The sequence below is a fragment of the Eubacterium sp. F2 genome (assembly GCF_046244355.1).
Classification (GTDB): domain Bacteria; phylum Bacillota; class Clostridia; order Peptostreptococcales; family Anaerovoracaceae; genus Aminicella.
Window position 1 is genome coordinate 2,267,068 of record NZ_CP176393.1, and the last position, 25,773, is coordinate 2,292,840.

The 25,773-nt window shown below is 49.0% G+C and carries 22 protein-coding genes; 1 reads left to right on the top strand and 21 read right to left on the bottom strand.

Translation table 11 applies throughout. The features are described from left to right. Positions 1–64: 64 nt before the first annotated feature. The 7 genes from argJ to ileS form a co-directional block, all read right to left on the bottom strand. The gene (gene argJ, locus ACI77B_RS09960) at positions 65–1,279 is read right to left on the bottom strand and encodes a bifunctional glutamate N-acetyltransferase/amino-acid acetyltransferase ArgJ (protein WP_409336661.1); all 1,215 of its coding nucleotides are present in this window, start codon (positions 1,277–1,279) and stop codon (positions 65–67) included. A 61-nt stretch (positions 1,280–1,340) separates the two neighbouring features. After that, positions 1,341–2,273 carry an N-acetyl-gamma-glutamyl-phosphate reductase gene (argC, locus tag ACI77B_RS09965; RefSeq protein ID WP_409336662.1) on the bottom strand — a complete coding sequence of 311 codons (933 nt, stop codon included), beginning with the start codon at positions 2,271–2,273 and terminating at the stop codon, positions 1,341–1,343. Positions 2,274–2,512: 239 nt separating this feature from the next. Then, positions 2,513–3,874 carry a DNA-methyltransferase gene (locus ACI77B_RS09970; RefSeq protein ID WP_409336663.1) on the bottom strand — a complete coding sequence of 454 codons (1,362 nt, stop codon included), beginning with the start codon at positions 3,872–3,874 and terminating at the stop codon, positions 2,513–2,515. A gap of 30 nt (positions 3,875–3,904) precedes the next feature. Beyond that, positions 3,905–4,594, bottom strand: coding sequence for an NUDIX hydrolase (locus tag ACI77B_RS09975; protein ID WP_409336664.1), 690 nt, complete (start codon positions 4,592–4,594; stop codon positions 3,905–3,907). 83 nt (positions 4,595–4,677) lie between these two features. Beyond that, entirely contained in the window at positions 4,678–5,103 is a 426-nt protein-coding gene (locus ACI77B_RS09980; protein WP_409336665.1) for a hypothetical protein, read from the bottom strand. A gap of 266 nt (positions 5,104–5,369) precedes the next feature. Continuing rightward, complete coding sequence (rlmN, locus tag ACI77B_RS09985; RefSeq protein WP_409336666.1) at positions 5,370–6,422, bottom strand: 23S rRNA (adenine(2503)-C(2))-methyltransferase RlmN; 1,053 nt, start codon at positions 6,420–6,422, stop codon at positions 5,370–5,372. A 90-nt stretch (positions 6,423–6,512) separates the two neighbouring features. Further along, positions 6,513–9,641, bottom strand: a complete 3,129-nt coding sequence (gene ileS, locus ACI77B_RS09990; protein WP_409336667.1) for an isoleucine--tRNA ligase — start codon at positions 9,639–9,641, stop codon at positions 6,513–6,515. 582 nt (positions 9,642–10,223) lie between these two features. On the opposite strand from ileS, the gene ACI77B_RS09995 reads away from it, so the two are divergent. Beyond that, the gene (locus ACI77B_RS09995) at positions 10,224–10,457 is read left to right on the top strand and encodes a hypothetical protein (protein ID WP_409336668.1); all 234 of its coding nucleotides are present in this window, start codon (positions 10,224–10,226) and stop codon (positions 10,455–10,457) included. Between the two features lie 183 nt (positions 10,458–10,640). Here ACI77B_RS09995 and ACI77B_RS10000 read toward each other — a convergent pair whose 3' ends face one another. The 14 genes from ACI77B_RS10000 to ACI77B_RS10065 all read right to left on the bottom strand — a co-directional run bounded on the left by ACI77B_RS10000 (position 10,641) and on the right by ACI77B_RS10065 (position 25,696). Further along, the gene (locus tag ACI77B_RS10000; protein ID WP_409336669.1) at positions 10,641–12,752 is read right to left on the bottom strand and encodes a polyribonucleotide nucleotidyltransferase; all 2,112 of its coding nucleotides are present in this window, start codon (positions 12,750–12,752) and stop codon (positions 10,641–10,643) included. 175 nt (positions 12,753–12,927) lie between these two features. After that, the gene (locus tag ACI77B_RS10005; protein ID WP_409336670.1) at positions 12,928–14,016 is read right to left on the bottom strand and encodes a uroporphyrinogen decarboxylase family protein; all 1,089 of its coding nucleotides are present in this window, start codon (positions 14,014–14,016) and stop codon (positions 12,928–12,930) included. A 15-nt stretch (positions 14,017–14,031) separates the two neighbouring features. Beyond that, positions 14,032–14,859, bottom strand: a complete 828-nt coding sequence (locus ACI77B_RS10010; RefSeq protein WP_409336671.1) for a MetQ/NlpA family ABC transporter substrate-binding protein — start codon at positions 14,857–14,859, stop codon at positions 14,032–14,034. Between the two features lie 51 nt (positions 14,860–14,910). Next, entirely contained in the window at positions 14,911–15,579 is a 669-nt protein-coding gene (locus ACI77B_RS10015) for a methionine ABC transporter permease (protein WP_409336672.1), read from the bottom strand. Beyond that, positions 15,576–16,568, bottom strand: a complete 993-nt coding sequence (locus ACI77B_RS10020; RefSeq protein ID WP_409336673.1) for a methionine ABC transporter ATP-binding protein — start codon at positions 16,566–16,568, stop codon at positions 15,576–15,578. The genes ACI77B_RS10015 and ACI77B_RS10020 overlap by 4 nt, the downstream gene beginning before the upstream one ends. A 469-nt stretch (positions 16,569–17,037) precedes the next feature. Continuing rightward, on the bottom strand, positions 17,038–17,304 hold the full coding sequence (gene rpsO, locus ACI77B_RS10025; protein ID WP_178263839.1) for a 30S ribosomal protein S15: 267 nt from the start codon (positions 17,302–17,304) through the stop codon (positions 17,038–17,040). 350 nt (positions 17,305–17,654) lie between these two features. After that, complete coding sequence (locus tag ACI77B_RS10030) at positions 17,655–18,680, bottom strand: bifunctional riboflavin kinase/FAD synthetase (protein WP_409336674.1); 1,026 nt, start codon at positions 18,678–18,680, stop codon at positions 17,655–17,657. Positions 18,681–18,690: 10 nt separating this feature from the next. Further along, on the bottom strand, positions 18,691–19,695 hold the full coding sequence (gene truB, locus ACI77B_RS10035) for a tRNA pseudouridine(55) synthase TruB (protein WP_409336675.1): 1,005 nt from the start codon (positions 19,693–19,695) through the stop codon (positions 18,691–18,693). A gap of 108 nt (positions 19,696–19,803) precedes the next feature. Next, positions 19,804–20,787: a DHH family phosphoesterase gene (locus ACI77B_RS10040; protein ID WP_409336676.1), complete on the bottom strand. Its 984-nt coding sequence runs from the start codon at positions 20,785–20,787 to the stop codon at positions 19,804–19,806. Further along, complete coding sequence (gene rbfA, locus ACI77B_RS10045) at positions 20,774–21,151, bottom strand: 30S ribosome-binding factor RbfA (protein ID WP_409336677.1); 378 nt, start codon at positions 21,149–21,151, stop codon at positions 20,774–20,776. The genes ACI77B_RS10040 and rbfA overlap by 14 nt, the downstream gene beginning before the upstream one ends. Before the next feature lie 135 nt (positions 21,152–21,286). Continuing rightward, the gene (locus tag ACI77B_RS10050; protein ID WP_409336678.1) at positions 21,287–22,195 is read right to left on the bottom strand and encodes an EFR1 family ferrodoxin; all 909 of its coding nucleotides are present in this window, start codon (positions 22,193–22,195) and stop codon (positions 21,287–21,289) included. Positions 22,196–22,295: 100 nt separating this feature from the next. Beyond that, positions 22,296–25,061, bottom strand: a complete 2,766-nt coding sequence (gene infB, locus ACI77B_RS10055) for a translation initiation factor IF-2 (protein WP_409336679.1) — start codon at positions 25,059–25,061, stop codon at positions 22,296–22,298. Beyond that, a complete protein-coding gene (locus ACI77B_RS10060; RefSeq protein ID WP_409336680.1) occupies positions 25,042–25,392 on the bottom strand; it encodes a L7Ae/L30e/S12e/Gadd45 family ribosomal protein in 351 nt (116 codons plus the stop codon). The genes infB and ACI77B_RS10060 overlap by 20 nt, the downstream gene beginning before the upstream one ends. Then, positions 25,385–25,696 (bottom strand): YlxR family protein, encoded by a 312-nt coding sequence (locus ACI77B_RS10065; RefSeq protein WP_409336681.1) that lies wholly within the window; start codon positions 25,694–25,696, stop codon positions 25,385–25,387. The genes ACI77B_RS10060 and ACI77B_RS10065 overlap by 8 nt, the downstream gene beginning before the upstream one ends. Positions 25,697–25,773: the final 77 nt, after the last annotated feature.

Genomic DNA, 25,773 nt, shown 5'->3' on the forward strand with positions numbered 1-25,773 from the left:
CACAGGAGGCAGTATGGCTGTTTAGCAGCCGGTTTTCTGTCTTGAAAGTTTTCCTTTGTCAGAATTAAGAACGGTACTCCGCGTTGATCTTAATGTATTCATAGGTCAGATCGCAGCCAAAGGCGCTGGCCTCAAAATCTCCATCGTGAAGGTCGATTTCAACGTAAACGGCATCCTCGCCCAGAACTTCCGCTGCCTTCTCCTCGCTGAACGGAACGGCTGCAGTGGCCTTGCAGACAGTGATTTCACCCTTGTCGGAGTGAATGCTGACGTCCACATTGTCGGCGCTGAAATCAGCGTCGGTGTAGCCGATGGCGTCGAGGATTCTTCCCCAGTTGGCATCAGCCGCGAACATGGCGGCCTTGACCAGATTGGAGCAGATAACGCTCTTGGATACGGCTCTTGCGGCTTTCAGGCTCGGCGCATGAACGACATGGGCCTCGATCAGGCGGGTTGCGCCTTCGCCGTCTCCGGCAACCATGCGGGCGATGTCTACGCTGACTTCATGAAGTGCCTCGCAGAAGGCCTTGTAATCTGCATTTTCCTCAGTGATCTCCGCGTTTCCTGCCTTGCCGTTTGCCATCAGGAATACCGTGTCGTTAGTGGACGTGTCACCGTCGATGCTGATCTGGTTGTAGCTTGCCGGTGCCTCATCGGACAGGGCTTTCTGGATCATCTCCGGAGAGATCGCGCAGTCTGTGGTGATGAAGACCAGCATGGTTCCCATGTTCGGATGGATCATGCCGGATCCCTTTGCGGCTCCGCCGATGGTGCAGGTCTTTCCGCCTGCAGTGAACTGAACTGCCGTCTCCTTCGGATAGGTATCCGTCGTCATCATGGCTTTGGCCGCGGAAGTGGAACCTGTATAGCTCAGACCTTCCTTCAGCTTCAGAACACCGACTTTAAAGGGCTCGATCGGCATCGGCTCGCCGATAACTCCGGTGGATGCCGGAAGAACGTCGTATGGGGAAATTCCACAGGCATCTGCAGCGAGTCTGCAGCCCTCTTCCGCAACGTCAACGCCGTCTGCTGTGCAGGTATTCGCGTTTCCGCTGTTGCAGAGAATGGCCTGGGCCTTGCCGTTTTCCAGATGCTTTCTGCTGACCTTGATGTGGGCGCCCTGAACCTTGTTTTTGGTGAAAATCGCTGCCGTGTTGCAGACTGTATCACTTAAAATCAGCGCCATATCGCCCTTTTTTTCATTTTTTCCGATTCCGCCGAATGCTCCGGCTGCCTGAAAACCCGGTGCCGCGCAGACACCTCCGTTAATCTTTTCCATCGTTTTCCCTTTCCTCTATTTCCATATATCTGAATTTCTGTTTGAAACTGCGTATTCCTCTTTACAGCAGACCCTTTGTCTCCTCGATTCCAAGCATGATGTTCAGGTTCTGCACCGCTGCTCCGGACGCTCCCTTTCCAAGGTTGTCGAATCTGGAAATAACCAGCGGACGATCATCATTTCCCGTGACGAAGATCTCCAGAGAGTTTTTCCCGGCCTTCAGGTCGCTGTGGATGAATCCGTCATCCGGAACCTCTTCATTGACCGTGATCAGTTTCTCCCCCTGATAATAGTCCTGATACATCTTAATCAGGTCCTTCACGCCGTATTTCTTCTCCATCAGCTCTTTTCTCAGCGGAACCGTCATGACCATGCCACTGTAGAAGTCGCCGACGATCGGACAAAACGAAGGCGCAAGGGAGATTCCTGTCATCTTCATCATCTCCGGCAGATGCTTATGCTGCTGGGTCAGTCCATACTGTCCCGGGCTGACCAGGTAAGACGGACGGTCCGGATCCTCATGACGGGCGATCATCTTTTTTCCGCCTCCGGAATATCCGGTTACGCAGAATGAAGTAAATGGATACTCACTTCCGCAGATGCCTTCCGCCACAAGCGGCTTGACCAGCGAAATGAAGCCGGTTGCGTGGCAGCCTGGATTGGCAACGCGCTCTGCCTGCCTGATCGTTTCTCTCTGCCCCTTCTGAAGCTCAGCAAATCCGTAAACCCAGTCCGGATTCACGCGGTGGGCTGTGGATGTGTCGATCAGGCGGACGCCCTCCGGCACCGCTTTCGCGAGCTCCTCGGATGCGCTGTCCGGCAGGCAGAGAATGGATACATCTGCCTTCTGCGTCATCTTCACCCGTTCGTCCAGGTCCTTTCTCTTCGCCTCATCGATTTCAATAATTTCTATATCATCCCGATCTTCAAGATACTCTCTGATCTTCAGTCCCGTAGTGCCGTGCGCACCGTCGATAAAGATATGGAAAGCCAATCTGACCGCCTCCTTAAACTCTCAATAATATATTCTCTGCTATAGTTTCTGTAATGGTGTAATCATACTCTTTTTCGTAAGAAAATGCAACATGTATTCTGTGTTTTTTTCACCATATTTATTCACAACATAAGAAAAACAGCAGAACGGTGCGATTTACACCAGTCTGCTGTCGTTTTTCAAACATAAATGATGTCAGAGATAAGAATTAATATTTATTCACAATATCCATCCGCATATTAGTCGAAGAAGGTGATCTCTTCCAGTCGCTGAAAGCTTACATTTCCCATGATATCGACGATTTTTACCACGATGTGGTCCAGATGCTGAGCTTCCAGGGCATCGATCATCTTTTCGGAAGTGGTCTGCAGTTTTCCGTTTCTTCTCAGGTAAATCTCCTTAGGACGGAAGACTTTGCCGTCAAAGTTATAGTCGATGCTCCAGGCCTGCACCAGATCGAGCGGCTTCTCCTTCTCGATCTTTCTGACCTGGGCAGCGGACTTTTCATTCATCTCCTGCTCCAGGCGCCGCTCCTTTACGTTCTCAAGGGAAATCTGCAGGATCTTCTGCGGGCTGGAGACGATGTCCCGGACCTCGGCATGAAGTTCCGCCTCAAATCTCGGCCGCAGCGACTTGACCAGAGCGTCTTCCAGCGGTTTGGTGCTGTAGACCTTCAGGCGGCCTCTTTGGGAGGCGATTCTGCCGATGGTATTCTCGATAGCTAAAGCGCCGTTGTCGCAGGCAACGAACCTTCTGCCCTTTCTTACGGCTACTGCCGGAAGGGTTCCGCTTCCGCAGAAGAAATCCGCACAGATGTCGTTCTCGTTGGTGCAGCAGTCGATAATCCGCTCCAAAAGGGCTTCCGGCTTCTGAGTCGCATAGCCTGTGCGCTCTGCCGAGGTTCTTCCAACCATGTCGATGTTCCAGACATCTTTCATGTTCACCATGGTGTACCAGCCGACTTCATCCCGGTACTCCTGTACCCCTTTAAAATGATAAGGCTTGAATCCCCGGTTGTAGGACTTTTCCTTCAGAGCGTGGAACATGTATTTGCTGGTCTTGGAATAGACCAGAATATTGTCATGTTTTCTGGAAAAACGGCGCTTAGTGCTTCCGCCGGATTTATAGGTCCAGATGATTTCATTGACAAAATTCTGTTCACCGAAGATCTCGTCCATGGCGACCTTGGCATAATGAACGGCGTGCCAGTCCAGATGAAGGAACAGAAGTCCCTCATCGGAAAGCAGGTCCTTCATAAGGATCAGCCGGGCGGTCAGCTGGCGGAGATATTCATACATGCCGTGTTTCCAGCGGTCATTGTAGGCCAGATGCTTGACCTTGTCTCCGTCCGTGCTCAGCACCGCGTCATAGTCAGCCTTGCTGAAAAACGGCGGATCCAGGTAGATCATCTGAATCTTTCCTTTCCATTTCGGGTCCATCGTCATCGCCTTGATCAGATGGATATTGTCTCCGCAGAACAGGCGGTTCTGCGTGTGCTGCCCGATCTCTTCCGTCAGCGTGAATTCCTGCGGCTTGACGTTTGCCGCCTGCACCTTTGCGCGCTCGATTACTTTTGCGATATCTTTCAGCAGACTGCTCATTCTAATGCTTCTCCTGTCACTTACTGTAATTTACTCTTGTGCGGACTCTTTCTGTTTCTGCGCACCCTCGTCAAAATTCAGCCCTTCCACAGATGCCGCCAGAGTCTTCAGCACATTTCTGGTGATGAACGCCGTCATTCCCCAGATTACGCGGCCTTCGATTTCATAAATATAGATGGGAGACTTTGCGACTCTCCACGGGTAGTCTTTTCCGATTCCCACTCTCGCATAGGGAAAATCTTCCGGGATCACCGGCTTTGCCTGCTCCAGGTGTTTCTCCGGCGGATTCTCAGAAAAGGCCGTGAGCGGAATCAGGAAGACCTCCTCCACCTCATCCTTTTCCAGCGCAAGATGCTGAAAATCCTCTTCCTGTATGATCCCAATATAGGTATACAGCGTAAAATTCGCGATTCCGTAAAGGATATCCCCCGGCCCGGCCAGTTCAATCCGCCCTCTTGGAATGCCGATTTCTTCTTCCGTCTCCCGGAGCGCCGTCTCAAGCGGGTCCTCCCCGTCCTCCAGATGGCCTCCCGGAAAGCAGCTTTCTCCCGGCTGCGTCTTCATCCGCGTGCTCCTGCGCTCATAGAGAAGATACAGTCCGTCTTCTTTTTTCACCAGCGGCACCAGAACAGAATATATTCTGTGTTTTCCCATAGAAACTGGCTGGTGGCAGCGGTAGGCGTTCCGGACATGTTCAAGCGTCAGCTCATCCCAGTTCATTGTTTCCCTGCCCCTTTCTTTTGTCCCTGACATATGAAAAAAGGGAGCATACACTGCTCCCTCATAATTCATCGGATGAGACGCTACTGATTTAATACCTCGTACTTGGAGAAATCAACGCCGATCATCTCTTCCTTGTCAGCAGACAGGCTTACGGTGAAGTCCATGCCATACTGCTTGGAGATGTTGTCCAGTCTCTCCAGGAACTTCGGAAGATCTCCCAGGGAGAAGTTCGCAAACTTTAAAATGCTGTCTATGTAAATCGCCTCGATGTCGTGGTCGGAACTGATGATGCCATAGATGAATCCGATGTATTCATCACTGTCTGTGACACCCTGATAATCTTCCATTGTCACGACACGAATCTCGTGTTTCAGATCATATGTAAGTCTGGCATTTTTATTGATGAAGAGGACTGTTCCGTCCGCCTTCTCGGCCTGCTCGTTCGCAAGGTCAACCATCATCTTAGTCTTGCCTGTTCCCTTGTGTCCGACTAATACTTTAACCATAACCATCCCTCCTGTCTTAGATATAGAAATATTATACACTACGGGCCGGCGCCATTCAATGAATATTTCACCGGATGAGGCTTGTGGAGGAAAGTTGTCTGCACTGTCGTTAATTTTTTCCCCTGCAGCGGGGCTCTCCGCAGACAAAACCTGCCTGGCAAGGCGCCGACTAATAATCATAATTATTAGAAAATATCGTTATATTTATATTATAACTGTTTTTGCGTTTCCCACAAGAGTTATTTTACATTTCCTGAAAATAACCTTTATTTGACAGTTACGCTGCTGTCATCTGACTGTTTCTGCGCCTTCAGACGGAGCTGTCCGCAGGCACCGTCGATATCGGCACCGAGCTGGCGCCGCACCGTTGCCGGGATTCCGGAATCTTCCAGCCGCTTCTGAATCTCCTCTGCCCTCTTTCTTCCGGAAGTCAGAAGACCGGTCTCGCTGACCTCATTCAGAGGAATCAGATTGACATGGCAGAGCATCCCTCTGAGCAGATGAATCAGCTTTCCGATCATCTCGTCTGTGTCATTTTTTCCCCGGATCAGGGCATACTCAAACGTGATTCTGCGTCCTGTTTTTTCCGTATAGGCACGGCAGGCCGGAATCAGCTCTTCCAGCGGATAGCTGTGGTTCACCGGCATCAGCTCGTCCCTCAGGCTGCTCACTGGAGCATGAAGAGACACCGCCAGATTGACCTGCGGAAAATCTTCACTGAATTTCCGGATTCCCGGGACCAGACCGCAGCTGGACACAGTAATATTACGGCTGCTCATGTTGCGCCCGTCTTTTTCATGCAGAATCCGGATAAACCTGGAAATCTGATCATAGTTATCAAAAGGTTCTCCCGTTCCCATGACGACAATCCGGGAAATTTTTTCCCCGGTTTCCCGCTCCGTATCCAGAAGCTGGGAAATGATCTCTCCCGCCGTCAGGCTGCGGACCAGTCCGTTGATTCCAGAGGCGCAGAAGGCGCAGTGCATCCGGCAGCCGGCCTGGGAAGAGACGCATACGGTATTTCCGTATTTATACTTCATAAACACCGTCTCTACCGCGTTTCCGTCCTTTAAGCCATAGAGGAACTTCTGGGTGCCGTCCGTCTTCGATTTCTGCCGGGCAAGAAGCTTCAGGCTGTCCAGCTCTGCATTTTCCTTCAGCCAGGCAGTAAAAACTTCCGGAAGATTGGTCATCTCCCGGAAGTCGGTTCTGCCCTTATACACCCAGCCGAAAAGCTGACGGCCGCGGAAAGCCGGCTGGCCTGCTTCTTTTGCCAGTTCCTGCATCTCTGCTTCCGTTAGGTTTCTAAGGTCTTTCATTCTTATTCTCCACAGCGCCTGCGCGGCGCCTTTCTCTTACAAGACTGCCGCGGAAAAAATTCCGCGGCAGTGCATCTTAAGGTTCGATGATTATCTCTTCTCTACATCGAGTCCGGTCTTGTGTCCGTTGATGTCAACTTCCTCAAGTCCCTTCTTCTCCTCGATGCTGTCAGCAAGGGTCTCCTCGCAGATGTGAGCCTTGTCCTTCTCGACAGCGGCCTTCACCTGCTCGTCAGCATCCAGATAGATGGTGATGTGATCCATCATCTCGAAGTCCTTCTGCTTACGCAGCTGCTGAACCTTGGAGATGACCTCTCTTGCCAGTCCCTCTTCCTCCAGTTCCGGCGTAACTTCTGTATCCAGAATGACGAAGATGTTCTGTTCCATCGCAACGGAGAAGCCTTCTTTTGCGTGAATCTGGACATCGACATAGTCCCGCTGGATCTCTGTGTCCTCGCCGTTCAGATTCATGGTAACCGGACCCTCTTCCAGCTTTGCGGTGAATGCTGTGGCATCTTCTCCTGCCAGAGCCTTTCCGAAGGCACCGATCTTCTTTCCGAGAACCGGACCGGCAACTCTGAAGTTCGGCTTCAGGGTCAGGTTCATGTATGTGGTCAGGTCATCAGCAAAGACAACCTTCTTCACGTTCAGCTCTTCCATCAGGATCGGAGCCAGGTCAGAAATCAGGTCTCTGTACTTTCCGTCTACCAGAATCTCAGCCAGCGGCTGACGAACCTTGATGTTCTCCTTCTCACGGATTCCTCTTCCGAGTCCGGCCAGAGTCTTGACCAGATCCATTCTCTTCTCAGCACTCTCGTCGATCAGAGACTCGTCGCACTCTGGGAAATATGCGGTATGAACCGTCAGAGACTTATCATTCATCAGCTTTTGATACATTTCATCAGACAGGAACGGAGCGATCGGAGCCATCATCTTTACGATGCCGAGGAGTACCTCGTAAGTCGTCTGATAAACGGCTCTCTTGTCATCATCCATGCCGGACGCGTAGAAACGGCGGCGTGTTCTTCTGATGTACCAGTTGGAGAAGTCGTCCACAACAAAGCTCTGGATTGCGCGGACAGTCTTCATATGGTTGTATTCATCCATATCCTGTGTGACCTCGCGGATCAGCTTGTTATACTTAGACAGGATCCAGCGGTCGATTTCCGGACGCTTCTTCGGATCAACGATGTCCTTGGTCGGGTCAACGTTATCCTGATTTGCGTACAGAATGAAGAAGTTGTAGATGTTCTTCAGAGTTCCAAAGAACTTGCTTACCGTCTCCTTCAGGCCTTCCTCGTCGAACTTTGTCGGCGTCCAGGCCGGAGATACACTCATCATGTACCAGCGTGTCGCGTCAGCGCCGTACTTGTCCATCATCTCAAACGGGTTAACCGTGTTGCCCTTGGACTTAGACATCTTTTTGCCGTTCTTATCCAGGATCAGGTCGCTGACCAGAACATTCTTATACGGTGCCTTATGCATCAGGAAGGTGGAAATCGCCATCAGAGAATAGAACCAGCCTCTTGTCTGGTCGATTCCCTCGCAGATGAAATCTGCCGGGAAGTTCTGCTCGAACACTTCTTTATTCTCAAATGGGTAATGCCACTGTGCATACGGCATGGAACCGCTGTCGAACCAGCAATCCATAACCTCCGGAATTCTGGTCATGGTCTTTCCGCACTTCGGGCACTTCAGATGAATATCATCAACGTACGGACGGTGCAGCTCGACATTCTTCGGATCGACATCCTCGATGGCCTTCTCAGCCAGCTCTTCTCTGCTGCCTACGCACTCCAGGTGACCGCACTCACATCTCCAGATCGGAATCGGCGTTCCCCAGTATCTCTGTCTGGAAATGTTCCAGTCTCTTACGTCAGCCAGCCAGTTTCCGAAACGTCCTTCGCCGACGAAAGGCGGGAACCAGTTAACCGTCTTGTTGTTGGCAACCAGCTCGTCTCTCAGGTCGCTCATTCTGATGTACCAGCCCGGCTTCGCATAGTAAACCAGCGGTGTTCCGCATCTCCAGCAGTGCGGATAATCGTGGTGGATCTTCTGGTGAGCAAAGAGCTTGCCCTCCTCAGCCAGCCACTTCAGGATCTCGATGTCCAAACCCTCTTCCATGATGAAATGACCCTTCCACGGTGTCGTTGTGTAGCGGCCTCTCTCATCAACCGGTTCATAAACCGGAGCGCCGTACTTCTTTCCGACGTTATAGTCGTCTTCACCAAATGCCGGAGCGGAATGTACGATTCCTGTTCCGTCAGTTGTGGTTACATAATCATCGCAGGTAACGAAGAAGGCCTTGTCCTTCTCCGGATCCAGCTCGTTCCAAGGCATGAGCTTCTCATACTTCTCATACTCCAGGTCTTTTCCCTTCATCTCTTCCAGGACCTTGTACTTGCCTTCTCCTAATACCTTGTCCACGCAGTCTTTGGCGAGAATGAAGATATTTCCCTTCTCATCGCCTTCCAGCATCTCTGCTCTGACGTAATCAACATCTGCGTTGACCGTCAGGAGGGTGTTGGCAGCCAGAGTCCATGCCGTTGTCGTCCATGCCAGGAAGTAATCCTTGTCATATCCGACACGCTTGAACTTTACGGTCAGTGTTGTAACCGCAACTTCCTTATAACCCTGGGCAACCTCGTGGGAAGCCAGACCTGTTCCGCAGCGCGGGCAGTAAGGCTGAACCTTGTGTCCCTCGTAAATCATTCCGGCCTTGAAGAACTCATGAATGATCCACCAGACGGACTCAACATAATTATTATCCAAAGTAATATACGGATGCTCCAGGTCAGCGAGGAATCCCATGCGGCGGCTCATATCTCCCCACATGTCGGTGAATGTGAATACCGACTGGCGGCACTTCTCGCAGAATTCCTTGATTCCGTATTTCTCAATATCCTGCTTTCCGCTCATGCCCAGGTCTTTCTCAACCTGAATCTCAACAGGCAGTCCGTGCGTGTCCCAGCCTGCCTTCGGCTTAACCTTGAATCCCTTCATCACCTTATATCTGGTAATGGAGTCCTTCAGGGTGCGGGCCATCATGTGGTGAATGCCCGGCTTGCCGTTTGCTGTCGGAGGGCCTTCATAGAAAATGAACGGCTCTGCGTCTTCTCTCTCCTTGACACGGCGGTTCAGGAGGTCTTCATCCTCCCATTCCTGCACCTGCTTCTTCTGAACCTCAGCCACCGGCTGATCTGAAAGCTTTTCAAACATATTCCAATCTTCCTTTCCAGGCCTTAACGGACATCCCTGCCGGAATCTCCGAACTGCAGCCGCAGCCAGGCCTGTTTTATGATCTAACGATAAAATTCGTCGCTCTTTATTATATATTTTTACCTGTACAGTGTCAAGAAATCAGAACCCCCGCGTGCCTTGAAATGCAAGGCTTTCCCTTATCCCGGCGGCAGACACATCCCTGAATATTCACGCAGTTCTTCCTTTCCCCATAACACGTTCTCCGGAGCATTGGCTGTTTTCCCTTCCGCTTCTCCAGACAAAAGCAATGCGCAAGAATATGAACAATATTTCATCGCACCACACTTCTGCTGTACATCAGCAACAAACACATTCTGCAAAAATCACTGCATTGTACTTATCTATACGCAATAATTATTCATGCTTGTTAAAAATATAATTATCACACTTTAGCACTTCATCTTAAGAAAGTTTTTGTTGCTAAATCACAAAAAACACTGGATTTTTTATTAGCTTTCGATTATAATATAATCAAAGATAACAAAAGGGACATCAAACAAGGGGTTTCAGATTGAGAAAAACAGAAAGGATGTGTTGCATATGATGCCGCTTCTTGCACTTGGACTTGCGGTACTGGCCGCATTGGTTTATGCCTGCGTATGCAGGTTCACCGAACAGGAAAAAGACGATCATCAGATTATTCAGTTTCCATCGGAGAAGAAAGGCCGCTGGAAGAAACTGAACACATCCGGTTATAACGCACAGAAGAAAGAGACAGCGTCCACAGACAATGTCATCTTCCTCTCCAGCGTAAACGCCGCAAGACGGCGCTGAAAAAGTGTTCACCTCATTTACATACTTCTTCAACGAGTGACTGTTCACTCAAGTAAAAAAGCCTTTGGAATTTCAATGATTCCGAAGGCTTTTGCTTTGTCCCGGGACAAAAGAAAAACAGGAAAGCCTGCTTTTCTGCGTAAGCTTTCCTGTATTTTAAGAGCTCAGCTCTGTAATCTCTGACTATCTCGGCAGCTTGGTTCTGACCAGATTGATGCGGTTCTGTTTATCGATTTCCGCAACCTTGACCTCGACTTTGTCGTCGATGTTCATGATGTCCTCGACCTTATCGACATGGTGACGCGCCATCTTGGAGATGTGAAGCAGACCTTCCTTGCCAGGCAGGATCTCGATGAATGCGCCGAACGGCATGATTCTCTTTACTTCTCCCTCATAGACACCGCCGACCTCTACGTCTGCAGTGATCAGCTTGATTCTGTCCATTGCCTCTTCAGCAGCCTCAGCATTATCGCTGTAGATGGTAACCAGACCCGGGTCATCCTCGGAGATGTCGATCTTTACGCCGGTATCCTCAACGATGGAGTTGATGGTTTTTCCTCCCGGTCCGATGACGATGCGGATCTTATCCGGATCAATGCGCATCGCGATGCATCTCGGAGCCCACTTGGACAGCTCCTTGCGCGGCTCAGGGATTTCCTCAAGCATGATCTTCATAATATGCATGCGGCCTTCTCTTGCCTGACGCAGGGCCTTCTCCATGATATCCTTAGAAAGTCCGTGAACCTTGATATCCATCTGCATGGCGGTTACACCGACCTCTGTTCCGGTAACCTTGAAGTCCATGTCGCCGAGGAAGTCTTCCATGCCCTGAATATCGCTCAGGATGGCCATCTTGGAAGATCCGTCCTCTTCCACACGCTCAATCAGTCCCATTGCAATTCCGGCAACCGGGCGCTTGATCGGAACACCGGCATCCATCAGTGCCAGGCAGGATCCACAAGTGGACGCCATGGATGAAGAACCGTTGGAAGACAGTACGTCGGAGACGACACGGATGGCATACGGGAATTCCTCCTTAGAAGGAACGACCGGCAGCAGAGCACGCTCAGCAAGAGCGCCGTGTCCGATTTCTCTTCTTCCTGGTGATCTCGGCTTCTTGGACTCGCCTGTGCAGAATCCCGGGAAGTTGTAATGATGCATGTAGCGCTTCTCGGTCTGCTCGGTGAGACCGTCGATTTTCTGGGACTCAGAAAGCGGAGCCAGTGTGCAGGAAGACAGGACCTGTGTCTGTCCTCTCTTGAAGAGGCCGGTTCCGTGAACTCTCGGAAGAACGCCGGTCTCGCACCATACCGGACGAATCTCGTCCAGCTTGCGGTCGTCCGGGCGTACGCCGTCATCCAGAATAGAACTTCTTACGCACTCCTTGGTAATATTGTAAAGAACATTTGCGATATCGGACTCATTGTCCGGATATTCCTCGGCAAAATGCTCCTGTGTTTCCACTTCTACGGCGTTCATGTTATCCAGACGTGTCATCTTGTCGGAGTTATGAACAGCTTCTTTCATTTTGTCATAAGCGAATGCTCTGACCTTCTCATCGATGTCTTCCGGAATCTTGTAAAGCTCAACCTCGCGCTTCGGCTTGCCGACTTCTGCGACGATCTCCTCGATGAACTCACAGAGCTTCTTGATCTCGTCATGCGCAAACCAGATGGCATCGAGCATTTCCATTTCAGGAACTTCCTTTGCGCCAGCCTCAACCATCATGATGGCTTCCTTGGTTCCGGCAACCGTCAGGTTGATGTCGCTCTGCTCTCTCTGCTCCTGCGTCGGGTTGATGACCAGCTGGCCGTCCACACGTCCGACACGGACAGAACCCGTCGGTCCGTCCCACGGAATGTCAGAAATTGCCAGAGCAACGGAAGATCCGATCATCGCCATAATGTCTGTCTCACAATCCGGGTCAACAGACATAACCAGCGCCTCAACCTCGACATCATTGAAGAAGCCCTTCGGGAACAAAGGTCTGAGCGGTCTGTCCATCAGTCGGGAGCTCAGAACGGCTTTTTCGCTCGGACGTCCCTCTCTTCTGATGAATCCACCCGGGATCTTTCCACCCGCGTACATTCTCTCCTCATAGTCACAGCTCAGCGGGAAAAAGTCCACGTCTGCACGCGGCTCATCAGATGCGCACGCCGTAACCAGCACTGCGGAATCACCGTAGCGCACCATTGCAGCGCCGTTCGCCTGCTCGGCAAACTTGCCGATTTCAATCTGCAGCAGTCTTCCTCCCAGCGCCGTCTTAAATGTCCTGTAATCCGTAAATCTCGCCATTCCTTGTAAACAACTCCCTCCTGTTTAGTCCAGTAATATTCAAATCTCTTAAACGCTTGTTATTTTATCATATATTGGGCATCAGGTCTGCATTTATTTGAAAAAGATTGAGGAAATAAAAAGCAAAAGCGGATTCCCCTCTGATTAGATAAGGAATCCGTGATACGAGTGTGAATTATTGGTTTTCTAAGATACCTTTTGGTAGATATCCCTTTCTGGCACCTTTTCCATAGATCGCCGCAGCATTCATAAAATATATCATATTCTCTTTAGTGGTTCCCTCTGGAGTTGTACATCCGGGACAAATTGTATACCCCATCGGATTATCTCCCGCTTTTTGAATGGATTCCCTGATCGCTTTATAGATATCCTCTTTTGTTCCTAATTTCAAAACGTCAACCGGTGGAATATTTCCGGTGATTCCGATTCGATCTCCATAATTATCTTTTAGTTCACGTAAATCCTCACAATTATCAACCCAAAAATTGCATATTCCCGAATCAACGACCTCATCCCATCGATCTCTTGTTTTTCCGCAGATGTGGAGAGATGTTTTCCCCTGAAATTGATTCATCCTTTTTACTGCCTGGTTAAGATACGGTAAAAAGAATTCGTCAAACTGACGCTTTCCGATCATATTTTTTGAACCCATCGGTTCTGAAAGCATAAAATTAATTCCAAGTATCTCGTGTAGCTCTTTACAGCACTTCACAACACAATCTGTACTATATTGCAGTAATTGATGAACCCGACCTTTCTCTTTTATCATAGAAATCAGGAACTTTTCTGTTCCAACCAAGCTCGCAGCTGTTGTAAAAGGTCCTGCAAGTCCACTTCCAAAATTTCTGACCGAACCATATTTATCCATCAGACGCTGAAATGCTTCCGTAATAATTGGAAAACGACCGTCTTTACGGACATCAACCAATTCTCTCAATTCCATCTCATCCCATGATGTAAACGCTGGTTTAACAATATAAGAAACACGTTTTTTTGGATACTCTAATTTACATCCTAATGCTTCTGACAGTGTCCGAAGTCCCAGGCCTATTCCCATATTATCTGCTTGAAAATCTTCCGCAAGTCCACTTTCAACTGCAACCATAGCGTCAGCTGAGAAATAATAATCACAAATGTCATAACCATAAAGCGGGGGAGCTGTCTCCCCCGCACTTAGATTGGTTGGAATTCGATCGACTTCCTTACCCATTGCGTAAGCCTTTGCACGCTCTTTGGGGGTCATTTCTAATCTAATCAAATCCATAAACGCAATCCTTTCTTACTTTGCATCCCACATCGGGATAAGTGCACCTTTTGAATCCTTCTTCAGGTAATCAGCGAGCTCTTTACACTGAACTGCTTTTGCAATATCCTTTGCCCACTTTGCGTTCTGATCCTTTTTATTTACGACAAAACCTACCGCATATTCTTTATCATCATTCGACTTAGCCAGATAGTCATTTGCATTTTTCCCTGCATTAACCATATGCAGTCCAGCAAGACAGATTGCATCGACATCATCAATTGACTGCGGTAATACTGACATTTCAGCTTCCTTAAACTTTAGGTGTTTCGGATTATTTTTAATATCATGTATTGTTGCCACTTTAACAGATGGATCCAGTTTAATCAGTTTTTCTTTCTGAAGAAGTCTCAGGCCACGATCCTGATTAGTTGCGTCATTGCAAAGTCCAATCGTTGCACCGTCAGGAATATCCGATACTTTTTTATATTTCGATGAATACATCGCGAACAGCGGAGCATAAGTCTTTGGCTTTATCATTACAAAATTGGTATTATTTTCCTTGTTATAACTCTTCATATAAGGCTCATGCTGATACCAGTTAATGTCAATACTTCCTTCTTTCAGAGCCTGATTCGGCTGAACGCTGTCATCAAACGATTTCATCGTAACTTTATAACCTTTTTTCTCAAGAACTGGTTTGATAACCTTATACATTCCGACGAGATCAGAACGAACCCCGATTGTAATATTCTTTTTAGTCGATTCCTTTTGATTTGTCTTGCTGCTTCCGCATCCTGCCGCAAATACAAAAGTAAGTACTGTAATCAGAATGACAGCGACAATTTTTGTCTTATTTTTCATAAAAACTCCTCACATTACTTTTATCTGAGTTATCTCAGATAGCTACATCAATTACTTTATCTTCTTGTACAACCAGTCACCAAAATATTGAATAAAGGCAACCATGACAATTAAGATCACGACAATAGAATACATAATCTGCTGATTAAAATTTTGATATCCATATTGCAGTGCCACCGCTCCAAGGCCTCCTGCACCAATGGTTCCAGCCATTGCTGTGCATCCAAGCAAATTTATTATTCCAAGGCATAGTCCGGAAATGATCGATGGAACAGATTCTTTTAACATTACTTTGATTACAATCTGCTTTTTTGATGCGCCAAAAGACTGCGCAGCTTCAATCAAGGCAGGGTCTACTTCTTTTAAACTGTTTTGAAATATCCTTGCCATGAACGGCGTACAGGCTATTGTTAATGGCACTAATGCTGCTGTCTCACCAATCGATGTCCCTGCAATTAATCTTGTCAAAGGTATAATTGATATCATTAATATAATGAACGGAAATGAACGGATAGTGTTCACAACAAAATCGAATATCCTGTTGATAATCAAGTTTTCACATAACCCTCCTTTTTCTGTTACAACAAGAAGAACACCTAACAGAAAGCCAAATAATGTTGATAGAATTCCAGAGATAATCAACATTCTTAAAGTCGCAAAAAAGGCTGGGACGATCAGCATTTTTACAATTTCAGTAAACGTAAAATTTGTTAATGTCATCCCTGTACCTCTTCTTTCGTTTCTTCGACTGGAATCCAGGCGATTCCCTTATCATTCAGATATTCCATCATTTGCGGCCATCTATCTTCTGTAATATTTAATGTAAATATTCCTATTCTATCATTTTCATACGATTGGATCGTACCTCCTACAATTGAGAATATAAATCCTAATTCTGAGTACATCGAAGCAAATACTTCACCTTGTTCTCTAGAGTTGATAGTTTGAGCAATCCGAACATTAATCCCCTCTGACGGCAGATGTTGATTCTCATCACCAAGCAAACGCAGCAGTGCTTTTGGCTGATTCATAAATAAATCTTTTACACTGCCAATCGATGAAATTTCTCCATGTTCAAGAATACAGGCACGGGAGCAAACTTGTCGAACCACCTCCATCTGGTGAGTAACAATGATTATTGTTATCCCCATTTCCTCATTGATCTTTTTTAATAGATCAAGGATTGCTGTTGTCGTATTTGGATCAAGTGCAGATGTGGCTTCATCACAAAGAAGAATTGATGGATTCATTGTTAATGCTCGTGCTATTGCCACACGTTGCTTTTGCCCACCTGATAAATTTCTTGGCCTTGCGTTCGCTTTATCCTCCAGTCCAACTAATTTTAAAAGTTCTGTAACTTTTTGATTAATCTCTTCTTTCGTGTATTTCCAACAACGCATAGGAAGAGCAACGTTATTAAACACGTTTTCGCGTTCAAGCAAAGAAAACTGCTGAAAGATCATACCAATGTCACGACGGAATTCTCTCAATTGGATATCCGTCATTTCTCGCACCTCTTGATTGTTGACTTTAAGACTTCCCGACTGATAAGATGTTAATCCGTTAATACATCTCAATAATGTGGATTTTCCTGCACCACTTCTACCAACTAGCGCAAAAATCTCACCATCTTGGATTTTAAGATTAATATTATTTAATACTACTGAATCTGAATCCCATTGCTTTTTCAAATGTGCAATTTCAATCATTTTATTATCTCCTGTTTTGGACAACAATCGTCTCTAAATAGCAATTCACTTAAGTAGATTGAATTAGAAACGCCCTAATTATAGCACTTGAAGAGTTCTAAGCATCAATATTTATTATCTATGTTTTGTATTGTATATATTATAAATATTAATAATTGATTATTAGAATTATTCTTGTTGCTAGTATTGATATCCTACATACTTTCGTTATTATATTTAAAAAAAATTAGACTAGAATTCACGGGCATCCTGTACAAGGACATCATGTCATTGATTATTGTAATATTTTTATTATAGATTATTTAATATCGCTATCATTTTGTATCTATTCCACGATCAATCATTGTTTTATTGGAAACCCTAGGGATTAATCTCCCCCACAACCGATATTCAAAAAAGCCGCTGCCTCAATCGATATATCATCGATCAAGGCAGCGGCCTTTCAACATAGTTTCCGATTTTTTCCGAACTACTTTCTCAGTCCGAGGCGGGAGATCAGGCTTCTGTATCTCTCGATGTCCTTGCTCTTCAGGTAGTTCAGCAGGTTTCTTCTCTTACCTACCATCTTCAGCAGACCTCTTCTGGAATGATGGTCTTTCTGATGGGAGGCGAGGTGCTCGTTCAGCTCGTTGATACGTGCTGTCAGGATTGCTACCTGTACTTCCGGGGAACCTGTGTCGCCTTCCTTCGTTGCATACTCTTTGATGATTGCTTCCTTCTTTTCCTTTGTAATCATTGTTTTCTCCTTTCTTGCCATTCACCCGTGCTGAGTTGCCGCCGGAGAAGCGGTGGACCAGGCAGGGGTAATTTCTTTTAAACAACGTTGTTATTCTAGCATGTGCGGAGCAGGATTACAAGGAAAATTTCCTGAAATCCGGCATATTCTGCCTGATCTGGGGACTTTCTTCCCGTTTTCGCCGCAATGCCTTGTAAAAACGCTTCTTTAATGTTCAACTCACACATCTGACGCTGCTTTCTTCGCCATGGTGAAGCCGGACTATCCGACTCTGCAGGCAGCATCTGCCAGCTTTCAGCAGCTCGGCCTCTTGGAACGTCTGCATTTTGTCCGGGATGGCTGCTGTGCTGCTATTTCTCCGGGCTGCTCTGCCCGCTGATTTTCTTCAGATACTTCTCGGAGACGGAGAAGTGGACCATGCTCGGGTCGTCCTCGCCGCATTCCTTCATCAGTTCGTGGAAGCGCTTGACTTCGCGACAGTCGCGGACGATCTGCTCGGACAGGTCCTGGACGCTGTCGAACTTGACTTCGTCTCTGGTTTTCTTCAGGAATTCCACGACGATCTGCTTGCCGTAGAGCTCCTTGTTGAAGTCGAAGATATGGGTCTCGACATTCTTATTATACTTGCCGATGGTCGGTTTTACGCCCACGTTGGTGACGCTCGGGTATTTCACGCCGTTGTAGTCGCAGAGGGTCACGTAGACGCCGTTCGGCGGGGTGACCATGGCGCGGTCGATCACCAGATTGGAGGTCGGGAAGCCGAGTTTTCTGCCCAGGCGGTTGCCTACCACGACTTCGCCGGCGATCTCGTAGTTTCTGCCCATGTAGCGCTTGCAGCGCTCGACCTGGCCGGATGCGATCAGGGTGCGGATCAGGGTGGAGCTGACGACGTTCTCATCAATGATAAACGGCGGCATCACGTTTACACTGAATCCCTTATCCATTCCGATATTACGCAGCACATCTGTATTTCCCTCCGCTTTATAGCCAAACGTATAGTTAAAGCCGCAGAATACGGCTTTCATGTTGGCTTTCTCAAGCAGCAGCTCCTGCACGAAAGCCACCGGGTCCATCTCCATAATTTCTTTGGTAAATGGAATGTCGATCATGTAGTCCACGCCCAGGGATTCGATGATCTGCGCCTTTTCGTGCTGGTAGAGAATGTTTTTCACCGGCGCGGCGCTCTTGATCAGGTTGCGCGGATGATTAGAAAAGGTAAACACCGCGGACTTCAGGCCTTTTTCCTTCGCGTAGGCCACGGTCTCTCCGATCAGTTTCTGATGTCCCAGATGCACACCGTCGAAGTTTCCGACGGCAACGGCTGTCGGCTCGATCTCTGTGATTTCGTCCAGACTTCTATATACAATCATGCTCATGCTGCACCTCCTACTGCGGCTGCGGGTAGAATATCTTTCCCGGCTTGAACGTTTCATCCTCATCCATGTAATAGGCAACTCCCAGGAAGGACAGTCCCGGCTGCGCTTCTTCCTTTACCTCTGACAAATCCGAATAGGCAAGGTAGCCAATGGAATATTTTTCCGGCAGCGGAAGCAGAAAGTCCTCCTTCGCATAAGGCGGCTCCTTCTCAATCTCCGCCTTCTTCACCGGAATTCGGAGGCCGTGCATCAGCTTCATCCCATCCTGCGGGGACAAAATCAGCCTGCCAAAGTGCGGCGCAAGAGGCCGATCGATTGAAACGAGTTTCTGCTCACGCTCGGCTTCATCCATGTCCTGAAGTTCAGACAGGGTCACGGCGTTTTCGATGGTAAAGATTCCGGATTGAAGACGGGTCAGTTCCGACATGGCCGCCCCGACGCCGAGTTTTCTGCCGGTTTCCTGGCAGACTGTCCGGACGAAGGTTCCCTTGCTGCAGGTCATGCTGAACTGGATCCGGCTGTCAAATCCCTGATGAAGCTGTACATCTTCCAGCTTCACATCGCCGATGTAGACCCGGCGGCTCTTTACCTTGACTTCCTTTCCCTCGCGGGCGTACTCATAGAGACGTTTTCCGTCGACCTTCACTGCCGAATACATGGGAGGCGTCTGGTCCTGCACCCCTTCAAAGGATTTCAGAACTTTTTCCACCTGGTCTTCTGTGATCTGGTTGATCTCTTCTTCCGTTGACTCATTCAGCAGTGTGCCCCAGATGTCCTGGGTGTCGTATTCTTTTCCCAGCTTCATCACGCAGCGGTAGGTCTTCAGATCCGGTTCGATGTATTCCATAATCCTTGCCGCGCGGCCCAGACAGACCGGAAGGACACCGGTTGCCATAGGATCCAGGGTTCCGGTATGGCCGACACGCCGCATCTGAAAAATCCTTCTCACGCGTCCGACGACATCATGGGAGGTCATCTTCTGCTCTTTGTTAATATTGATAATTCCTTCTGTCATAGCACTCTTTTTCCTGAATTATGATCGGTTTCCGTCAATTTCTGCCGGAGGATCCGGTCATTCTGCATGCAGCCGGGCGGATCTGCTTCTGCCCGATGGCGGATCAGACTAGTTCATCGCCTCTATCGCCTCTTCTGCGGCCTTTACCAGGCCGTCATGGGCGGCTTTAAGGGTAACATGATCCAGCGTGCATCCGCTGGCCTTTACGTGCCCTCCGCCGCCGAATTTCACGGCGATTTTCTGAACATCTGCGTCTCCCTTTGCCCGCAGGCTGACAAAAATCTTATCCACATCCTCTTTCAGCAGGATGGCGATTTCCGCTCCCTGAATACTTCTGAGCTCGGAAACGATGCCCTCTGCATCGATCATCCGGGCACTGCAGTCTTTCAGCATCTGCTGGGTAACGGCGGTCACAGCCAGCTTTCCGCCTGCCAGAAGTTCCATATTCTCGATAGCCATGGCCTTCAGGCGCATTTTCTGCGGACTTACATTTTCATACAGCTGGACACTGATGTGATTGATGTCTGCGCCAGCCTTCGCGAGCTCTGCAACCGTCAGGAAGGCATCTTCATTGGTGTTGCTGTACTGGAAATTTCCGGTATCCGTGGTAATTCCGGCAAAGAGAAGAGATGCTGTCTCTTTATCGATATCTGCTCCCATGGCGCGGATGGCGTGATGCACCAGAACACTGGCTGCTGCTGCCTGCGGATCGACATAATGATAATCGCAGAAAGATTTTTTTGCCAGATGATGGTCGATGCACAGTGTCACTTTTCCTGTTTTAAACTTGCTGCTTCTTTTTGGGAAACGGGAAAGTTCGCTGGCATCCGTGCAGACACAGAGGTCCGGATTCTCCATGATATGTTCGTCCCTTGTGCAGTAGCCTTTGTCCAGAAACTGCAGGTTGTCCGCCAGTTCATCATCCTCAATCAGAACATAGGCTTCTTTTCCCAGCTGTCTGAGCACTCTTACGAGAGCACAGGATGAACCGACGGCGTCACCGTCCATTTTCTGATGGGTGAAGACCAGAACCTTCTCTGCCTTCTTCAGGACGTCCGCGATTTCTTCCCATGTATTGTTAATAATTGCCATTTTCAATGCCTCTGATAACCTCATCAATGTGCCGGCCATATTCCTCAGAGCGGTCGAACTTGAAAATCAGTTCCGGCGCTCTGCGCAGTTTCAGTTCCTTTCCGATCTTTCCGCGCATCTTTCCGCTCGCGCTTCTGAGACCGTCCAGAACATCCTGTTCCTTCTTCGCCTTTGCTTCTTCATCTTTCTGGGTTTCCAGAACGGTGATGTAGCAGGTCGCATAGCTGTTGTCTTTGGTAACTTCTACCTCTGTGATGCTGATGAATCCGGAAAGTCTCGGATCCTTCAGCTCTCTGAGCAGCATTTCGCTGATGATGCGGCGGATCTCCTCTGCGAGGCGGTCCTGTCTGTATCCTCTGCTCATTCCTTTCCTCCTTATGAAAAAAGCGCCGGAGTCGGAGCTTTCCGGAACAGAGTCCCGGTTTCCGGCCCGGGAATCTGCGTATGTTCCGAAAGCCCTGTCCGCTTTATTCTCCAGCGCTGATAGATGCATTAAAATTTATTTCTGTTTTTCGACGTGGTACTTCTTTCCAAAATCCGGATGCGCGTAGCGGTTGCGTCCCTTCGTCGCGCGGCCGTATTCAATCGCGTCTTTCGGGCATCGGTTGATGCAGGCGGTGCAGTGTTCACAGCTGCTCTTCACCCATGACGGGCGGCCGTTTTCCATCCGGATGGCATGAACAGGGCAGACGTTTTCACAGAGTCCGCAGCCGATGCAGGCATCTGTAGAATAGAATTTTGCGGTCTTGCAGCTGCCTTTATAGAAATGGTGCATAAATCCGGACTCCATGCCGGAAGATACCGTTAACTGGTCTGGCATCCGGTGATGGTAGTCTATGGAATCCATGACATCTTTCATCCGGTCCTCCATATGCTTCAGCTGGACCAGAGCGGCTTCTCTGATCGGCGGATTCATATAGAAAATGCAGTTTTCCGGCGCCTTGACACTGTAAAACGCACGGAGAGAAAGGCCTTTGTTTTTCAGAGCCTTCTGCAGCTGTTTTCCGCATCCGGCAGGCGTCCCGCCGAATGTAGCGATGCCGATGATTTCAGGGCCTGCAGGAGCAGGCTCTTCCTCTTTTTCTTCAGCACCTTTCTTTCTTCCGAAAAGGCGTTTTTTTACCTGCGCGGTCTCCGGCGGAGCATCTTTCTGCGCCGGCTGTTCTTCCACAATGACAGACTGCTCAACCGTAAGATCCAGATGAGAAATGAACTTTTCCACGATCCCCGGAAGTCCTCCGAAATAGACCGGAAAGACAAAGAAAACGCGCTCTCCCTCAGCAGCCTGATACGAATACTGCTTCTGCATCACTGCCTCTGCCATGTTAATCATATCCAGGCTGTAATATGCCTGCAGCTCGGATGCTGCATGTCTGGAATTTCCTGTTCCACTGAAGTAGAAAATCATACGTTTTCTCCTTTCCAGGTGATTTTTGTCGAAAAACATCTGTGTCTATGCAGAAAGCAGCTCATGCAAGCTGCTTTCCGCAAATCATCATTCTGAATGGCTACTGTTCGTCGTGCTTGACCTCTACGATATGGTAGCACTCGATAATGTCGCCTTCCTTGATATCGTTGTAATCCTCGATTCCGATTCCGCACTCGTAACCCTGATTGACTTCCTTGGCGTCGTCCTTGTAGCGCTTCAGTGAGGAAATCGTGCCCTCGTGGACAACGATGCCGTCTCTTACCAGACGGATCTGGGCGTTTCTGGCAACCTTGCCCTCGGTGACGTATGCGCCTCCGATGATGCCGACTTTCGGTACCTTGAAGGTGCTTCTGATCTCGGCCTTGCCCAGTGCCTCTTCCTTGGTATCCGGCTCCAGCAGTCCCTTCATCGCGGCATCGACATCGTTGATGGCGTCGTAAATGACGGTGTAGAGACGGACTTCTACGCCCTTCTGGTCCGCCATTGCGGTAACTGCGCTGCTCGGACGTACGTTGAATCCGATAATGATGGCGTTGGAAGTCTCTGCCAGCATGACATCGGACTCGTTGACGGTTCCGACGCCGGAGTGGATGACATTGATCTTTACACTGTCATTGTTCAGTTTCTCAAGGGAGGATACCAGTGCTCCAACGGATCCCTGAACGTCTGCCTTGATGATCAGGTTCAGTTCCTTGGTCTCGCCTTCCTTGATCTGGCTGAAGAGTTTCTCCAGGGACATGCTGGAATTCTTCGCCAGTGTCTCTTCTCTCAATTTCTCCTGACGGTGCTCGGCGATCTCTCTTGCAGTCTTATCATCGCGGACGGCGTTGAAGACGTCTCCGGCCTGCGGAACATCAGTAAGTCCCAGAACCTCAACTGCAGTAGCCGGGCCGGCCTTGCGGATCTTCTTTCCGCGGTAGTCGGTCATCAGACGGATTCTTCCGGAGCAGGTTCCTGCTACGATGCTCTGGCCGCTCTTCAGCGTACCATTTTCTACCAGCAGGGTAGCGACCGGGCCTCTTGCGCGGTCCAGTCGTGCTTCGATGACGGATCCCAGTGCCAGACGGTTCGGGTTGGCCTTCAGTTCCATCATGTCTGCCTGCAGCAGAATCATTTCCAGAAGTTCCTTGATGCCCTTTCCGGTCTTCGCGGAAACCGGAACACTAATGACGTCGCCGCCCCAGTCTTCAACCAGAACGCCGTGATCGGCAAGTTCCTTCTTTACACGGTCCGGATTGGCACCCGGCTTATCCATCTTATTAATCGCAACGATGATCGGAACATCAGCGGCCTTGGCGTGGCTGATGGACTCGACGGTCTGCGGCATTACACCATCGTCTGCGGCTACAACCAGTACGGCGATATCGGTGATCTGCGCACCTCTTGCACGCATTGCGGTGAAGGCTTCATGTCCCGGTGTATCCAGGAATACGATCTTCTTTCCGTTGATCTTGACCTCGGAAGCTCCGATGTGCTGGGTGATTCCGCCGGACTCTCTGGATGTGACATTGGTCTTGCGGATAGCGTCCAGCAGGGAAGTTTTACCATGGTCAACGTGTCCCATAACGGTGATGACTGGCGGACGCGGACGAAGATCTTTTTCATCGTCCTTGAAGTCTTCGATACCCTCTTCGACTTCTTCCTTCTCAACCTCGCCGATGACGACATTGATGCCCAGTTCGTCAGCAAGCAGCTGAACCGTATCCTCGTCCAGTGTCTGGTTGATGTTGGCCATAACGCCCATTTTCATCAGTGTCATGATAACTTTGGATGTGGATACTTCCGTCTGCTCGGCGAATCCTGCAACAGTAATCGGAACGTCCAGCTTGAAGGTGCCTTCCGGAAGTACTTCCTCTTCTTCCTCGACCTCCGGCTCCTTCTGCGTCTTCTGGTACTTCTTGCGCTGCTTCTTTTCCAGAGATTTTCTCTCGAATTTATCAAATTTATTATGAGAGGAAGAATCCTTTCCGTGTCTTCTGTGGGCACGGTTTCCGGATCTGCCGCCTTCAGAAGAAGAACCGGCGCTGTTTTCTGTCCGGAAACTTCTGTTGGAACCGCCGCGGGCTACGAAACCTTCGCCGCGCTCGTTCTTTCTTTCGTTTCTGCGCTTCTCGTTCTTCTTATGACGCTCTTCTTCTCTCTTCTTGCGTTCTGAAGCTCTCTTTTCCTTCAGCGTCTTTTCTTCTTTCTTTACCTGCTCAGCAGTCTTGACGATCTTGATTCCCGGCATGCTGATCTTCTCAGAATCCGCGATCTTGATCTTATGCTCTTTCTTTTCTTTCTTTACCGGTTTCTCTGTTTTTCTGGCCACTTTTTCTCCTGACTGCTTTGCTTCCTTCGTCTTTTCCGCAGAACCCTTTTCCTGCTTCTTTCCGGAATGGCTGTGCTCAGCATGCTCGTTCTTTTTCTCTTTTCCTTCTGCAGCAGGCTTCTTCTCGGCTGCCTTTTCTGCAGCTTTCTTTTCCGGTTCTGCCGAAGGCTTCTTCTCCGTTTTCTTCTCTGCCGGTTCAGCTTTTGTCTCTGCAGGAGCCTTCTTCTCCTCCGGAGTCTTCTCCTTTTTCTTCTTGCGGTCAAACACGCTCTCATCGACAACCGGCTTCCCCATCGGCGGTTTATGTTTGCTGGCAAGGTATTCCTCGTCAACAATCGGGCGGCCGACAAATGCTGATTTTTGCTTCGATTTTGCGTCGGACCCGGAGAACTTCTCTGTCAGCCTGCCGACCTCTGCATCGGACAGCAGACTGGCATGCGTCTTCACCTTGATCCCGAGCTCGCCTGCCTTAGACAGCAGTTCTTTGCTCGATACTCCCAATTCCCTGGCGAGTTCAAATACCTTTTTTGTCATTCAACATCTCTCCTTCCGATTGTATGCGGTCGATTTCCTCACAAATGATTTTCGCAAAATGACCATCTGTCACCGCAAATATTCCATTGCCGCTGCTTCCGGTCATATGTGAAAGGTCATCGCGTGTACCAAATACTCTGTATGCAGTCCCCGATGTCCTGCACTTCTGCGTCATCTTGCCGATCGTGTTTTCAGAGGAATCTTCTGCAACAATCAGTAGTCTGACCTTACCCTTTTGAATCAGCGGCAAACATGTGTTATAGCCTTTCTGGAGCTTGCGCGCTCTGGCGCAGAATCCCAGATAAGCCGACAGTCTGCCTTGTTTATTCATTTTTCTCCATGCCTTCCCCGTCTGCGCCGATCAGTGCCCGCACGTCCTCATAGACCTTCGCGGTCTGTTCTTTCGTGAAGCCTGTTTTCAGCGCGCGCTGAAGTCCGTTTCTCTTTTCCGCCATTGCAACGCATGATTCCTGCCGGCAGAGATACACGCCCCTTCTGGGAGCCTTCCCAGTCTCATCAACCGTAAGCTCTCCGTTCTGATAAGCGATTCTGATGAGTTCTCTCTGCGGCCTGGAGGTCATGCAGCCGATGCATCTTCTCATCGGCTCAGCATGTTTCTGACGTCTGCTGGACAAAACACACCCTCCTTCCACCGGGCACCCGCAAGGGAACACCCCGCTGTGCCTGAACTCCGGTATGTTTCCGGAAACTG

Excerpts from the sequence above, each read along its gene's own strand:
- ileS (WP_409336667.1), bottom strand. The coding sequence starts at position 9,641 with ATGTTTGAAAAGCTTTCAGATCAGCCGGTGGCTGAGGTTCAGAAGAAG.
- argJ (WP_409336661.1), bottom strand. The coding sequence starts at position 1,279 with ATGGAAAAGATTAACGGAGGTGTCTGCGCGGCACCGGGTTTTCAGGCA.
- rpsO (WP_178263839.1), bottom strand. The coding sequence starts at position 17,304 with ATGATTACAAAGGAAAAGAAGGAAGCAATCATCAAAGAGTATGCAACG.
- ACI77B_RS10030 (WP_409336674.1), bottom strand. The coding sequence starts at position 18,680 with ATGAGCATGATTGTATATAGAAGTCTGGACGAAATCACAGAGATCGAG.
- ACI77B_RS10015 (WP_409336672.1), bottom strand. The coding sequence starts at position 15,579 with ATGACATTAACAAATTTTACGTTTACTGAAATTGTAAAAATGCTGATC.
- ACI77B_RS09995 (WP_409336668.1), top strand. The coding sequence starts at position 10,224 with ATGATGCCGCTTCTTGCACTTGGACTTGCGGTACTGGCCGCATTGGTT.
- ACI77B_RS10060 (WP_409336680.1), bottom strand. The coding sequence starts at position 25,392 with ATGAATAAACAAGGCAGACTGTCGGCTTATCTGGGATTCTGCGCCAGA.
- rlmN (WP_409336666.1), bottom strand. The coding sequence starts at position 6,422 with ATGAAAGACCTTAGAAACCTAACGGAAGCAGAGATGCAGGAACTGGCA.
- ACI77B_RS10000 (WP_409336669.1), bottom strand. The coding sequence starts at position 12,752 with ATGGCGAGATTTACGGATTACAGGACATTTAAGACGGCGCTGGGAGGA.
- infB (WP_409336679.1), bottom strand. The coding sequence starts at position 25,061 with ATGACAAAAAAGGTATTTGAACTCGCCAGGGAATTGGGAGTATCGAGC.
- ACI77B_RS10050 (WP_409336678.1), bottom strand. The coding sequence starts at position 22,195 with ATGATTTTCTACTTCAGTGGAACAGGAAATTCCAGACATGCAGCATCC.
- ACI77B_RS10005 (WP_409336670.1), bottom strand. The coding sequence starts at position 14,016 with ATGGATTTGATTAGATTAGAAATGACCCCCAAAGAGCGTGCAAAGGCT.
- rbfA (WP_409336677.1), bottom strand. The coding sequence starts at position 21,151 with ATGAGCAGAGGATACAGACAGGACCGCCTCGCAGAGGAGATCCGCCGC.
- ACI77B_RS10040 (WP_409336676.1), bottom strand. The coding sequence starts at position 20,787 with ATGGCAATTATTAACAATACATGGGAAGAAATCGCGGACGTCCTGAAG.
- ACI77B_RS10010 (WP_409336671.1), bottom strand. The coding sequence starts at position 14,859 with ATGAAAAATAAGACAAAAATTGTCGCTGTCATTCTGATTACAGTACTT.
- ACI77B_RS09975 (WP_409336664.1), bottom strand. The coding sequence starts at position 4,594 with ATGAACTGGGATGAGCTGACGCTTGAACATGTCCGGAACGCCTACCGC.
- ACI77B_RS09970 (WP_409336663.1), bottom strand. The coding sequence starts at position 3,874 with ATGAGCAGTCTGCTGAAAGATATCGCAAAAGTAATCGAGCGCGCAAAG.
- ACI77B_RS09980 (WP_409336665.1), bottom strand. The coding sequence starts at position 5,103 with ATGGTTAAAGTATTAGTCGGACACAAGGGAACAGGCAAGACTAAGATG.
- ACI77B_RS10020 (WP_409336673.1), bottom strand. The coding sequence starts at position 16,568 with ATGATTGAAATTGCACATTTGAAAAAGCAATGGGATTCAGATTCAGTA.
- truB (WP_409336675.1), bottom strand. The coding sequence starts at position 19,695 with ATGACAGAAGGAATTATCAATATTAACAAAGAGCAGAAGATGACCTCC.